The sequence below is a fragment of the Algoriphagus algorifonticola genome (assembly GCF_007655305.1).
Classification (GTDB): domain Bacteria; phylum Bacteroidota; class Bacteroidia; order Cytophagales; family Cyclobacteriaceae; genus Algoriphagus; species Algoriphagus algorifonticola.
On the sequence record NZ_VLOG01000052.1, the window covers coordinates 143,515 to 155,936 of the forward strand.

The 12,422-nt window shown below is 40.2% G+C and carries 12 protein-coding genes and 1 riboswitch; of the genes, 7 read left to right on the forward strand and 5 right to left on the reverse strand.

Annotated features, from left to right (window positions below; translation table 11 throughout):
• Position 1: 1 nt before the first annotated feature.
• Both FL972_RS13810 and gpmI read right to left on the reverse strand, forming a co-directional pair.
• Entirely contained in the window at positions 2 to 571 is a 570-nt protein-coding gene (locus tag FL972_RS13810) for a hypothetical protein (protein WP_144606103.1), read from the reverse strand.
• On the reverse strand, positions 568 to 2,094 hold the full coding sequence (gpmI, locus tag FL972_RS13815) for a 2,3-bisphosphoglycerate-independent phosphoglycerate mutase (RefSeq protein WP_144606105.1): 1,527 nt from the start codon (positions 2,092 to 2,094) through the stop codon (positions 568 to 570). Before gpmI ends, FL972_RS13810 begins: the two co-directional genes overlap by 4 nt.
• Positions 2,095 to 2,232: 138 nt before the next feature.
• On the opposite strand from gpmI, the gene FL972_RS13820 reads away from it, so the two are divergent.
• Both FL972_RS13820 and nadC read left to right on the forward strand, forming a co-directional pair.
• The gene (locus tag FL972_RS13820) at positions 2,233 to 2,625 is read left to right on the forward strand and encodes a DUF4783 domain-containing protein (RefSeq protein ID WP_250161357.1); all 393 of its coding nucleotides are present in this window, start codon (positions 2,233 to 2,235) and stop codon (positions 2,623 to 2,625) included.
• 152 nt (positions 2,626 to 2,777) lie between these two features.
• Complete coding sequence (nadC, locus tag FL972_RS13825) at positions 2,778 to 3,635, forward strand: carboxylating nicotinate-nucleotide diphosphorylase (RefSeq protein ID WP_144606109.1); 858 nt, start codon at positions 2,778 to 2,780, stop codon at positions 3,633 to 3,635.
• 58 nt (positions 3,636 to 3,693) lie between these two features.
• On the opposite strand, the gene corA is transcribed toward nadC, so the two are convergent.
• Both corA and queG read right to left on the reverse strand, forming a co-directional pair.
• Complete coding sequence (corA, locus tag FL972_RS13830) at positions 3,694 to 4,800, reverse strand: magnesium/cobalt transporter CorA (RefSeq protein WP_144606111.1); 1,107 nt, start codon at positions 4,798 to 4,800, stop codon at positions 3,694 to 3,696.
• Between the two features lie 4 nt (positions 4,801 to 4,804).
• On the reverse strand, positions 4,805 to 5,746 hold the full coding sequence (gene queG, locus FL972_RS13835) for a tRNA epoxyqueuosine(34) reductase QueG (RefSeq protein WP_144606114.1): 942 nt from the start codon (positions 5,744 to 5,746) through the stop codon (positions 4,805 to 4,807).
• Between the two features lie 317 nt (positions 5,747 to 6,063).
• On the opposite strand from queG, the gene FL972_RS13840 reads away from it, so the two are divergent.
• Both FL972_RS13840 and FL972_RS13845 read left to right on the forward strand, forming a co-directional pair.
• On the forward strand, positions 6,064 to 6,321 hold the full coding sequence (locus FL972_RS13840) for a DUF6364 family protein (RefSeq protein ID WP_091653503.1): 258 nt from the start codon (positions 6,064 to 6,066) through the stop codon (positions 6,319 to 6,321).
• Positions 6,314 to 6,724 carry a PIN domain-containing protein gene (locus FL972_RS13845; protein WP_144606116.1) on the forward strand — a complete coding sequence of 137 codons (411 nt, stop codon included), beginning with the start codon at positions 6,314 to 6,316 and terminating at the stop codon, positions 6,722 to 6,724. The genes FL972_RS13840 and FL972_RS13845 overlap by 8 nt, the downstream gene beginning before the upstream one ends.
• Here the strand turns inward: FL972_RS13845 and FL972_RS13850 are convergent, their stop codons facing one another.
• Positions 6,725 to 6,955 (reverse strand): hypothetical protein, encoded by a 231-nt coding sequence (locus tag FL972_RS13850; protein WP_144606118.1) that lies wholly within the window; start codon positions 6,953 to 6,955, stop codon positions 6,725 to 6,727.
• A gap of 140 nt (positions 6,956 to 7,095) precedes the next feature.
• On the opposite strand from FL972_RS13850, the gene FL972_RS13855 reads away from it, so the two are divergent.
• The 3 genes from FL972_RS13855 (at position 7,096) to FL972_RS13865 (ending at position 12,402) form a co-directional block, all read left to right on the forward strand.
• Positions 7,096 to 8,196 carry a vWA domain-containing protein gene (locus FL972_RS13855; protein WP_144606120.1) on the forward strand — a complete coding sequence of 367 codons (1,101 nt, stop codon included), beginning with the start codon at positions 7,096 to 7,098 and terminating at the stop codon, positions 8,194 to 8,196.
• Positions 8,197 to 8,204: 8 nt separating this feature from the next.
• Positions 8,205 to 9,728, forward strand: a complete 1,524-nt coding sequence (locus FL972_RS13860; RefSeq protein WP_144606122.1) for a P-loop NTPase family protein — start codon at positions 8,205 to 8,207, stop codon at positions 9,726 to 9,728.
• Between the two features lie 57 nt (positions 9,729 to 9,785).
• Positions 9,786 to 9,882: riboswitch (TPP riboswitch) on the forward strand.
• Positions 9,883 to 10,014: 132 nt separating this feature from the next.
• The gene (locus FL972_RS13865) at positions 10,015 to 12,402 is read left to right on the forward strand and encodes a TonB-dependent receptor (protein ID WP_144606124.1); all 2,388 of its coding nucleotides are present in this window, start codon (positions 10,015 to 10,017) and stop codon (positions 12,400 to 12,402) included.
• The last annotated feature ends 20 nt before the right edge of the window (positions 12,403 to 12,422 follow it).

Genomic DNA, 12,422 nt, shown 5'->3' on the forward strand with positions numbered 1-12,422 from the left:
TTTATCTAACTGCACCTTGAATTTTCATATTATTTGGACTGAGGAACCAAATTTTTTGTGTGCTTTCCAATTCGTAATGATCAATTTTATCAGTAAAAGCATTCATGTAAATGCCCCCATTGATATAAGAGGTGTAAAATATACTTTCTTTTGCACCTCTAAATCTTAACCAAACAGGTTTATCATCTACAATCCGAACCTGAATTTCTTTGATGGTTGTTTTTGCCTCAGGTTTAGCTTGATGGATTAAAATATCACCTTTGATCTCAGTGGTAAAGGCTGTGACTAAGGAAGGTTTGTTGATATCTGCCTCCAAGAAAGCGTCTAGCTCTTCTTTCCAATCTTCTTTTGAGAAAGTCAAATCAGACTTTTTTTCTTCCCCATTTATCCGGGTGATTTTAGAAACTTGGCTGCTGCTGTCCAGCTTTTCGATTTCCTGAAGTACAAAGCCTTTCAAATCATAATAAGGTAAAACCTCCATTTCTCCCACAGGTGCGATCCCAGGAGTATTTTCACAGGAAGTAAGCGAGGAAATCAGGAATGCAAGTACTACGAGTGTTCTAAATTTCATTCGTTTATCAAGATATCTCCGGTCATTTCTTTAGGAATATCCAGGCCGATTAGTTTCAAGATGGTTGGAGCTAGATCTCCCAATTTCCCATTTTTTACCTGGAAACTGTCTTGCTTGTCGATCAAAATAAAAGGGACAAGGTTGGTGGTATGAGCCGTATTTGGACTTCCGTCCTCGTTGATCATCATATCACTGTTTCCATGATCTGCGATCACCATGATGGAATAGTTATTTTCCAAAGCTGCATTGACTACACGCTCAGTGCATTGATCCACCGCTTCACAAGCCTTCATTGCTGCTTCAAAATCACCTGTGTGCCCTACCATATCTGCATTGGCAAAATTAAGGCAGATAAAGTCCGTACTTTTCTTCTTAAGTTCAGGGATTATTTTGGAAGCGATTTCAAAAGCGCTCATTTCAGGCTTGAGATCGTAAGTCGCAACTTTTGGAGAAGGACAGAGAATCCTGCTTTCTCCTGTAAATTCTTTTTCTCTGCCTCCTGAGAAGAAGAAGGTCACGTGAGGATATTTCTCAGTTTCAGCAATTCTGATTTGAGTTTTTCCTGCTGCTTCAAGGACTTGTCCAAGTGTGTTATTTAGGTTGTCCTTTTCAAAAAGTACTTTGACTCCCTGGAAGGTTTCATCGTAGTTTGTAAAAGTGATGTAATTGAGGCTCAATTTTTTCATATTGTAATCCTCAAAATCCTTTTGCGTCAGCACCTGCGTGATTTCCCTTCCCCTGTCGGTTCTAAAATTGAAACAGATCACCAGGTCTCCCTCAGTTATGGTCGCCAATGGTTTATTATCTGCGCCTACGTGGATAATTGGACGGATAAATTCATCCGTTACATTATTGTCATAGGATTTTTTGATGGCAGCTTGGATATCCTTGGACTTTTCTCCTTCGCCATGAACTAAGGCATCGTAAGCCAACTTAACGCGCTCCCAACGATTATCACGATCCATGGCATAGTATCTTCCTACCACAGAGGCGATTTTACCGGATGAATTTTTCAGGTGATCTTGAAGATCGGATAGATAATGAACACCTCCCTTTGGGTCGGTATCTCTACCGTCTGTGAATGCATGAATGAAAACATCCTCCATTCCATTTGCCTTAGCAGCATCGCAAAGACCCTTCAGGTGATCAATATGAGCATGCACTCCACCGTCAGAAACCAAACCGATAAAATGCGCTTTCTTCTTTTCAGCTTTTGCTTTGGCAAAGGCTTCTTTCAACACAGGGTGCTCCTTCAGCTCTTCGTTTTTCACGGCCTGGTTGATTTTCACCAAGTCTTGATAAACGATTCTACCAGCACCGATATTCATATGCCCTACTTCTGAATTTCCCATTTGTCCTTCCGGAAGACCTACAGCTAATCCTGAGGCCTCAAGGGTAGAATGTGGGTATTTGGTATATAAACTATCTACAAAAGGTGTTTTGGCTTTGTCGATGGCGGATACAGCGGGTTTAGTCGCAATTCCCCAGCCGTCCAAGATCATTAAAAGTACTTTCTTATCCATGTGGCAAATATAAAATATTCTAGGCATTCTTGACCCAAAGAATGATGGATTGACTTTTTTCCTGCTGAAAGAAATAATCTCAAAAATGCATTTTGAAAGAATGAATTTGGCGTAGTATTTGCCAAATCAGCAATGATGATGCTTAACCAACTCATACTATCACTTTTACTGTGGATAGCTGTACCAGATACTACCTATCCACCTGAGCACTCTATTGACCCGATTATAGTGGCGATCGATAGTGGGTCCAGTAGTGATTTGGCTAGATATTTTGACGCAAGTATTTCACTCAATATCAACGGTCAACAAGGTGATTTTTCGAAAAGTCAGGCCGAAATAGTGTTAAAAGATTTTTTCAAGAAAAACCCACCCTTAAAATTTTCCCTAGTTTTTAGATCAGAAAATAATCCCAGTTTGAGTTCTTATATAGGGGATTATCAAAGCGGAAAAGGCATTTATAAGGTTTTTATCAAAGTCAATCAGCAGGATACCCAAATCAAAGTGTATAGTCTGGGCTTTGTAAAAGTGTAAGCATTTTAAGAAAATTACCCGTACTGCTACTCATTATCCCTATTTTTGCAGCTGGAAATAGTTTATAGCTACTCCAAACATTTCATCCCAATAAATGCTTCAATCTCTGCCAGATTTTTGAAATCTGATCAGCTGATTTAAAATCTTGATACATGAGACCCGCTTACCTTACCGATCAGGCTATCCAATCATTTATCCAATCTGCTTTTGCAGAAGATATTGGACCGGGAGATTATTCATCTTTAGCTGCCATTCCTTCAGATAAAAAGGGTCAGGCAAAGCTTTTAATCAAGGGTGACGGAGTACTTGCTGGAATAGAAATGGCTGAGAAAATTTTTAAAAGCTACGATCCCAGTTTGGAAGTAACTCTTCTGAAAAAGGATGGGGATGAAGTGAATTATGGAGATATAGGATTGACAGTTTCAGGTCCTGCAGCATCTATTTTATCTTCGGAAAGACTGGTTCTCAACTGTATGCAGAGAATGAGCGGTATCGCTACATTGACTCATAGGTTGACTCAGAAGATTATCCATACCAAAGCTCGTCTGATGGATACCAGGAAAACCACACCTAATTTCCGATTGATGGAAAAATGGGCTGTTCATATCGGAGGAGGAGTAAATCATAGATTTGCGCTGTATGATATGGTGATGTTGAAAGACAACCATGTGGATTTTGCCGGAGGAATTCAGCAAGCCATTGAGCGAACCAAGGCCTATTTAGCCTCTCATAATCTGAATTTAAAAATTGAAGTTGAAACCCGAAACTTGCAAGAGGTGGAGGAAGTAGTGAGAGTTGGAGGAGTGGATTACATCATGCTGGACAATATGGATTATGCAACCATGAGAAAGGCAGTTGCAATTATTGACGGGAAATTTGAAACTGAAGCCTCTGGTGGAATTACAGAGGAGACCCTTGCAGAGGTGGCCGAGTGCGGTGTGGATTTTATTTCTATGGGGGCTTTAACGCACTCCGTGAAAAGTCTAGATATCAGTCTTAAAGCTTTTTAAGATTAGATATTTAAACAATTTAATTGTTTACAATAGAAAAAGAGTGCTTAAATTGCTTTTAAAGCCATTTTTTGAATCGAAAATAAAAGAGCATTCCAATCACCGCTATACCCATTCCACTCAAAACGTAAAAATACCCATAGCGCCATTGTAACTCGGGCATATACTCGAAGTTCATTCCATAAACTCCAGCCACAAAGCTCAAAGGGATAAAAATGGTGGATATAATGGTAAGCACCTTCATTACATTATTCATGCGGTTAGAAAGACTATTCATATAGAGGTCTAAAACGCCGGAAGACATATCCCGAAACACTTCCATGGTTTCAATTACCTGAATAGTATTTTCATATAAGTCGCGGATAAAAGGCCGTACTTCCGGAGAGATTTTATCCTCTGCATACTTATCGAAAGCTCCGATTACCTCTCTCAGCGGATATACTGACCTTCTTAGGTCCATCATCTCCCTGCGTTGAAGATACAAGGCATTCAAAGTTTCGGTCCCGGGTTCTATGATGGCCTGCGATTCTAAGCTTTCTATCCTTTCGCCTATATGTTCAAGGACAGTAAAATAATTGTCAACAACCGCATCTAATAAAGCATACAGTAGATAATCGGTTCCTCTTTGTCGGATGGTCCTTTTGGAGTCTTGGAGTCTCTCTCTTACAAACTGGAAGACGTCTCCCTCTTTTTCCTGAAAAGTGATCAGAATATTTTTAGCCATTAGAAAACTCACCTGTTCTTCAACTATGGGCTCCTCAGGGGAATTGCATTGAATCATTTTCAGCGTAGCAAAAATGTACTCCTCAAAAGCCTCCATTTTTGGCCTTTGGAAGGTGCTGAGAATATCCTCCAAAGTCAATTTGTGAATGCCAAAAATCTGTCCGATTTCTTCTAGAATTCCCACATCGTGAAGTCCAATGACATCTATCCAAAAAACTTTTTTTTGAAGCTTCAGATGATCCTTAAGCTGGGAGAGTTTGATTTTTTCTTCATAAATCTCCTGTTCATCGTAGGTAATTAAGTTGATGAAAACTTCCTCTTGTTTCTTATCACCTGTAAAAACCAGGGCCGCAGGAGGCAAACCAACTCTATGGGCAGGTCTTTTCCTTTTTTTACTCTTGAAGAGTTTTTGGAATTGCTTCATGGGAGACTTCTGCGCCATAAGTCTAGGAGGGCTTTGATTGAATAAATTCGAGATTTCTTTTCAGTCCGGCAAATTTTGTACGCTTTAAAGGAGATTTTTTAAAAACTTTTTGAAAAGTCTCTTCTGTCATCTCAATCCAATCTTTCTTTGAATAGTCTTTTATATCCGAATGGGGATCAAATTTTGGTTCTTGATGAGGCTTGGAAAAGCGATTCCAAGGGCATACATCCTGACAGATATCGCAGCCAAAAGCCCAATTTTCCATCTTTCCTTTGAATTCTGAAGGAATTGCCTCTTTCAATTCTATGGTCAAGTAGGAAATACAGCGGGAACCATCGACTACTCCCGGTTGCACGATGGCATCTGTTGGACATGCATCTATACAGGCCGTACAAGTTCCACAATAATCTTTTGCTAAAGGAAGATCAGGATCCACCTCTAAATCGATGATCAACTCTGCCAAAAAGAAAAAGCTCCCCATCTTCCGGTTAAGCAAAAGGCTGTTTTTTCCAATCCATCCCAATCCAGCTTTTTGAGCCCATTGTCGCTCCATGATCGGTGCTGAGTCAACAAAAACCCGCCCTTCAATTTCACCGATTTCCCGCCTAAGAATTTCCAAAAATGTTTTAAGCTTATCCTTAATCACAAAGTGATAATCCTCTCCATAAGCATATTTGGCCAGCTTGATGTCTTCTGGTTTTTCAGGAAGTTTATGCTCTGGATAGTAATTGTAAATCAAAGAAATGACCGTTTTTGCACCGGGAACCAATTTGGTTGGATCTAAACGCTTATCAAAATGATTGGCCAGATAGGCCATCTGTCCTTGATAGTTTCGATTCAGCCACTCTTCAAGTCTCGGGGCCTCCTCTTCTAAAAATTCCGCCTTAGCAATTCCACAGAATTCAAAGCCCAGATGTTTGGCGGTGGACTTGATGAATTGGGCGTATTTAAGTGAAGGGCTCATAGGAATTCGAAAGTACTTCAAATCAAATTAAAGACGAAATCGAGCATGTCGGGGCCGACACACACTTGCATGCCCCGAAGTATAGGGGAACCTGTGCGACCTGCCTGCCGCAGGCAGGGATTCCATATGGCCTTTAAAAAACAAATTATAAACCGATGAAATCGAGCACGACCCAATGTGACACCCAGAGAGACGCCCCGATGTATCGGGGAATCAATGCGAAGATTCCATCTGACCTTTAAAAAGAAAATTATAAACCGATGAAATTGAACACAATTTGAGAATTACACGTATATTGTATTTAAGCACGTGTATTTATGAAAACCAAACTCACTCTCACTGTAGAAAAAGAAATAATAGAAAAGGCCAAGCAAAAAGCTGCTGACAGAGGAATGTCATTGTCTCAAATGTTTGAGGAGATTTTTTCTAAAGAAGATCCGGAAATAGAACAAACGGAAGCACAAAAAGCGGCAAAATCACTTTTAAAAAAATTGGAGTCTATGAAACCTAGACCCAGCCCTGATAAATTTGACAAAGAGCTTCGAAGTCATTACTTGTTAAAAAAACATGGTTAAAATCTTTTTAGATACTAATGTAGTGATTGACTTGCTGGCAAAAAGGGAACCCTTTTATGAAGATTCTAAGCTTTTTCTAATGCTAGCACAAGGGTCATTGGCTCAGCTTTTTATCGCTGAGAGCAGTTTAGGAAACTTATATTACCTTGTTTTTGAGGTTTACAAAATTCCTCAAGCAAATGAACTTTTAGAACAATTTTTTTTAGTTTGTGAGGTAATTTCAGGAGGTAAGGGTGTGATTATTCAATCTTTGAATTCCGACTTTAAAGACAAGGAAGATGGGCTACAATATTATACTGCCTTAGCTCATCGTGTAGATTTTTTAATTACTAGAAATAAAAGGGATTTTATTGGCAACAGTCAAATACCTATCCTTACTCCACAGGAATTTTTTGCACCTTGACTAATCTCTTTTTCTTCTTAATTCCGGCTTGTCCTGATACCATTGTTCATCAAAGGTTTCTTCTATTGTAATTGGAGCCGTTAAAACAGACCAAACCATCCAAAGGACTAAAAAAGGCCCCGCCAAGAAAATTAGCCAGATTAATGGTAAAGCGATATTGAGTTGAATCAGCGTGACAAAAACAATCAAAATTCCGGTCACAACCCCGACTACAGTTTGATAATTTTTCATCTTTTTGGTGTTTTTATCTACTTATTCAAACTCCTATGCCTTTCACTTTGTTATCGAGACATGTATCTTAAGGTTGGCTCAATTCGAATTGGCAGCAAGTTTTGTTCTGCTTCTTGAGTCTAATCTTTAAAAACCTGATTATGAAAGGCTTCCGCTTTACTCAATATATACCTCCCCAAGATCCTGAGAAAAATACCTTTGAGAACCTTCTTAATATATTTCTTCAGTTGGTTACCATGACTGGCGGAGATGTGGCAGAGGCTCTTAGCTGGCTGACAAACTTGGATAAGCGTTACAACATGACTAATCCCAATTACGGAATTGGGGATTTTATTGAGGACCTTAAATCCAAAGGATATCTGACTGAAGAAAATCAAAAAGGGGAGTTTAAAATTACAGGGAAAGCAGAGCAAACGATTAGAAAGTCTGCCCTGGAGGAAATTTTTGGGAAGCTCAAAAGAGGTAAATCAGGACAACATAAAACCACTCATTCCGGTCAGGGAGAAGAGCGAGGCACCGACAGAAGAGCTTATGAGTTTGGAGATAACTTAGATCAAATTGCGCTTACCGACTCGCTACGTAATGCCCAGGCCAATCATGGATTTTCAGGTGACTACCTTTTGACCGAAGATGATTTGGAAGTTGTGGAGAATGAGTATAGATCTCAGACCTCTACAGTTTTGATGATCGATATTTCCCACTCCATGATTTTGTATGGGGAAGATCGGATCACGCCGGCTAAGAAAGTGGCAATGGCTTTGGCAGAATTGATAAAAACCCGCTACCCAAAAGACACGCTAGATATCATCGTCTTTGGAAACGATGCCTGGCAAATTGAAATTAAGGATCTGCCTTATCTTCAAGTGGGTCCTTATCATACTAATACAGTTGCGGGATTGGAGCTGGCTATGGATTTACTTCGCAGGAGAAAAAATCCCAACAAACAAATATTCATGATTACTGACGGTAAGCCAACCTGCTTGAAAGTTGGAATCAAATATTACAAAAACTCTTTTGGGATTGACAGTAAAATCTTGAGTGAAACGCTCAAACTAGCTGCTCAATGCAGAAAATTAAAAATCCCAGTAACCACCTTTATGATCGCATCAGACCCTTATCTGAAGGAGTTTGTTAAAGAATTTACTAAGGTTAACAATGGAAATGCTTACTACTCTTCTTTGAAGGGCTTGGGAGATTTGATTTTTGAGGATTATAGAAGAAACCGAACCAAACGCTTTTAAACAAACGCATGGACTACCATACACTTACAGGAAAAGAACTGAAACAAATTCGAACGCTTGGTCAGTTGAAGGCCGCAGGCTACCAGGCTAAATCAATCAAAGAGGAGTTAAGAGATAATCTTATTGCTAAGATCAAAGCCAGAGAAAATGTCTTTGAAGGTATTTGGGGCTATGAGGACACGGTGATCCCAGATATCGAACGAGCGATTTTATCCCGTCACAACATCAATCTGCTAGGCCTTCGAGGTCAGGCTAAGACCCGAATTGCGAGAATGATGACCTTGCTCTTGGACGAATATGTACCGGTGGTCTATGGTTCGGAATTGAATGATGATCCATTAGCACCTTTGACTTCCTATGCGAGAAATCTGATCGAAGAAAGGGGTGATGATACCCCGATCACCTGGTGGCATAGAAATGAGCGTTACACAGAAAAATTAGCGACTCCTGATGTATCTGTAGCTGATTTGATCGGAGATGTGGACCCTATCAAAGCGGCCACCATGAAGCTCAGTTACAATGATGAGCGGGTGATTCACTATGGTCTGGTGCCAAGATCTCACCGGTCTATTTTTGTAATTAATGAATTACCGGATTTGCAAGCCCGAATTCAGGTAGCTTTATTCAATATTCTTCAAGAAGGAGATATTCAAATTCGGGGCTTTAAGCTGCGATTGCCCCTGGACATACAATTTGTTTTCACGGCTAATCCAGAGGACTATACCAACCGAGGCAGTATAGTTACTCCTCTAAAAGATAGAATTGAAAGTCAGATTATCACCCACTATCCAAAGTCTATTGAAATTGGTAAAAAAATCACCGCACAGGAGGCAAACCTGAAAGGAAAGCCTGTTGAAAATATTCATGTGCCCGAACTCATGAAGGACTTGATCGAACAGATTGCGATTGAGGCAAGAGCTTCCGAGTACGTGGATGAAAAGTCAGGTGTCTCGGCTCGTTTAACCATTTCAGCCTATGAAAATATGATTTCAGCAGCTGAGAGAAGGCTTTATATGAATGTTGAAAACAAAACGGTGGTAAGAATTGCCGATTTGATCGGAGTAATTCCGGCGATTACCGGTAAAGTAGAATTAGTGTATGAAGGAGAGCAAGAAGGTGCGGGATTGGTTGCGTACAACTTAATTGGAAAAGCTATAAGATCTCAGTTTGTAAATTATTTTCCATCTCCGGAAGAAAAGAAAAAGTCCAAGGAAGGAAACCCCTATGTGATTCCACTTGCCTGGTTTGGGGAAGGAAATGTCCTGGATATTTTAGCTTCTCAATCCGATAAAGAGTATAAGCAAGCTTTAATGGAAGTTCCAGGCTTGGAAAATGTGGTAACACAATTGGTCAAAAATCTACCTGAAAGAGAGAAAGAATTTTTTATGGAATTTGCATTGCATGGATTGGCTGAATATTCTCAGCTGAGCAAACGCATGTTGGACACTGGTTTACAGTTCAAGGATTTATTCAGTTCCATGTTTGATATGGGACCTGGAGAAGAAGATGATTTTGATGAGGATGATTTATAAAAAGGGGCGAAAGCCTCTTTTTTTTTGCTTTCAGACTTTTCCCCCATACCTTTGCACATAGATCATAAGGGGTGCCTTAATAAAACGGGCTGAGATCATACCCATAATACCTGATCCGGGTAGTGCCGGCGAAGGGAAATGAGCAAGCAGAGTAAATTTTGAACAGACAGTTTGGTACCGCTGCCGTTCTTTGATTTTTACTTTTGCAAAACGGGTAAACAAATACGGCTGACTTCCCCTAAGTCATCCCATGTTTCACTCAATGACCCGAGAGGGATTTAAACAAATGAAAAAATTATTGATGGGCTGGATGGCATTTATGCTGACCATTTCGGCTTGGGCTCAAAATAGTTTGAGCGGAAAAGTATTGGACGCAAAAAGTGGAGAGCCTCTGGTAGGAGCATCTGTATGGACAGAAAAAACAGGTAGAGGAGCTATTACTGATGGAGCAGGAAATTTCACCATTTCTAAACTTCCTGCTGGTGAGGTAGACCTCAGAGTATCTTATTTAGGTTATGAGACTTTTCGTCAGAATGTAAGCTTACCCTATTCCGGAAATTTGGAGATTAGACTTTCTAATAAGGATTTTCTGAGTGAAGAATTTATAGTATCTGCCACTCGGGCATCGGAAAACACCCCAACCACATTCAAAACGATTGATAAGGAGGAGCTTGCCAAAAGAAACTTGGGTCAGGATATTCCCATTCTTTTGAACTTCACCCCTTCTGTAGTTACCCATTCAGATGCCGGTGCTGGCATAGGATATACTGGTCTCCGAATTCGGGGTACAGACCAAACAAGAATCAACGTTACTGTGAATGGAATCCCTCTCAATGATGCTGAGTCACATGGAGTATTCTGGGTCAATATGCCGGATTTTGCCAGTTCGGTGGATAATGTGCAGATTCAGCGGGGAGTCGGAACTTCGACCAATGGAGCTGCTACTTTCGGAGCAAGTTTGAATTTCCAAACAGATACCAGGCAGGAAGAAGCCTACGCCCAGGTGGATAATGGTTTTGGCAGCTTCAACACTTGGAGACATACAGTTAAAGCTGGAACAGGTTTATTGAATAATCGATTTGCCGTAGATGCGAGATTATCCAAAATCACGACCGATGGCTATGTGGATAGAGCTTTTTCTGATTTGGGATCTTACTTCCTTTCCGGAGGCTACTATGGAGAAAATCATGTAGTCAAATTGAATGTTTTCTCCGGAAAAGAGCAGACTTATCAGTCTTGGTATGGTTTACCGGAGGCTCTATTGGAGACTGACCGCACCAATAATTTCTACACCTATGATAATGAAACAGATAATTACCAGCAGGATCATTATCAGTTGATTTATACGGGAAAAATTGGGTCCAATTGGAAAACCAATCTGGCTTTACATTATACCTATGGCCGCGGCTATTATGAGCAATTTCGCGAGAATGACCGATTTTCCAGATATGCCTTGCCCAACGTCATTATTGGTGGAGATACCATTACTAGAACAGATATCATTAGAAGAAGATGGTTGGACAATGATTTCTTTGGATTCGTAGGATCTGTTAATTATGTGTCCGATGATGGAAAATGGGATGTGATTTTAGGAGGTGGGGCCAATCGCTACGATGGCGACCATTTTGGAGAAATCATTTGGGCCAGGATTGCCGGAGACACCGATATCCGAGATCGATATTACGATAATAACGCTGTTAAAGACGATAGAAATATCTACGCCAAAGCCAATTATGAGTTAAAGCCAGGCTTAAATCTATTTGGAGATCTTCAAGTTCGGGGGATTAATTATACCTTCTTCGGAGTCAATGATGATTTGAGAATTGTGGATGGTCAGGAAAATTATACCTTCTTCAATCCAAAGTTTGGTTTCTCGTACGAAAAAGGAAATCAGACTTGGTATGCCAGCTACGCTGTAGCCAACCGCGAACCAACAAGAGCTGATTTTACGGACAATCCGATTACGGAAGTGCCAAGACCGGAAAGACTCAATAATATCGAGGCAGGTGTGCGGTCAAGAGCAGGCAACTTTACCTATAATGCCAACTTCTATTATATGGACTACAAGGATCAATTGATTCTCACAGGTCAAATTAATAATGTGGGCGCTTATATCAGAGAAAATGTTGCCTCATCCTACAGAGCCGGGATTGAGCTAGATGGTGCGTATCAGGTATCTAAAAAATGGACTTTGGGAGGAAACATTGCCTTCAGTCAAAATAAGATTGCTGAATTCACGGAGTACATAGATGACTATAGCGTAGAGGAATTTCAGCAAATAGAAAATACCTACACGAATACAGATATAGCCTTTTCTCCCAATGTAGTGGGTTCTGCTATTGTCGAATATCATCCAACCAAGAACCTTTCTCTGAACTGGTTGAGTAAATATGTAGGACAGCAATATCTGGATAATACATCCAATGAGAACCGGACATTGGATGCATTTTTCACCAATGATCTTCGAATCAGCTATACCGCACAGCCCCGATTCTTCAAGGGGTTAGAGGTAAACTTATTGATCAATAATATTTTCAATGAGTTATACGAGCCGAATGGTTACACCTTTAGCTATTTTGTGCCTGGGAATAGTGGCAGAGAATTAATTACAGAAAACTTCTATTATCCTCAGGCAGGCACGAATTTCTTGCTTGGAGTGAGTATGAAGTTCTAAGCTGACATATAGAAAAACTT

What these genes read in the sequence shown, in the direction of transcription:
- FL972_RS13810 (WP_144606103.1), bottom strand. Translation starts at nt 571, where the DNA reads ATGAAATTTAGAACACTCGTAGTACTTGCATTCCTGATTTCCTCGCTT.
- FL972_RS13855 (WP_144606120.1), top strand. Translation starts at nt 7,096, where the DNA reads ATGAAAGGCTTCCGCTTTACTCAATATATACCTCCCCAAGATCCTGAG.
- gpmI (WP_144606105.1), bottom strand. Translation starts at nt 2,094, where the DNA reads ATGGATAAGAAAGTACTTTTAATGATCTTGGACGGCTGGGGAATTGCG.
- corA (WP_144606111.1), bottom strand. Translation starts at nt 4,800, where the DNA reads ATGGCGCAGAAGTCTCCCATGAAGCAATTCCAAAAACTCTTCAAGAGT.
- FL972_RS13860 (WP_144606122.1), top strand. Translation starts at nt 8,205, where the DNA reads ATGGACTACCATACACTTACAGGAAAAGAACTGAAACAAATTCGAACG.
- FL972_RS13820 (WP_250161357.1), top strand. Translation starts at nt 2,233, where the DNA reads ATGCTTAACCAACTCATACTATCACTTTTACTGTGGATAGCTGTACCA.
- FL972_RS13840 (WP_091653503.1), top strand. Translation starts at nt 6,064, where the DNA reads ATGAAAACCAAACTCACTCTCACTGTAGAAAAAGAAATAATAGAAAAG.
- FL972_RS13865 (WP_144606124.1), top strand. Translation starts at nt 10,015, where the DNA reads ATGAAAAAATTATTGATGGGCTGGATGGCATTTATGCTGACCATTTCG.
- nadC (WP_144606109.1), top strand. Translation starts at nt 2,778, where the DNA reads ATGAGACCCGCTTACCTTACCGATCAGGCTATCCAATCATTTATCCAA.
- FL972_RS13850 (WP_144606118.1), bottom strand. Translation starts at nt 6,955, where the DNA reads ATGAAAAATTATCAAACTGTAGTCGGGGTTGTGACCGGAATTTTGATT.
- FL972_RS13845 (WP_144606116.1), top strand. Translation starts at nt 6,314, where the DNA reads ATGGTTAAAATCTTTTTAGATACTAATGTAGTGATTGACTTGCTGGCA.
- queG (WP_144606114.1), bottom strand. Translation starts at nt 5,746, where the DNA reads ATGAGCCCTTCACTTAAATACGCCCAATTCATCAAGTCCACCGCCAAA.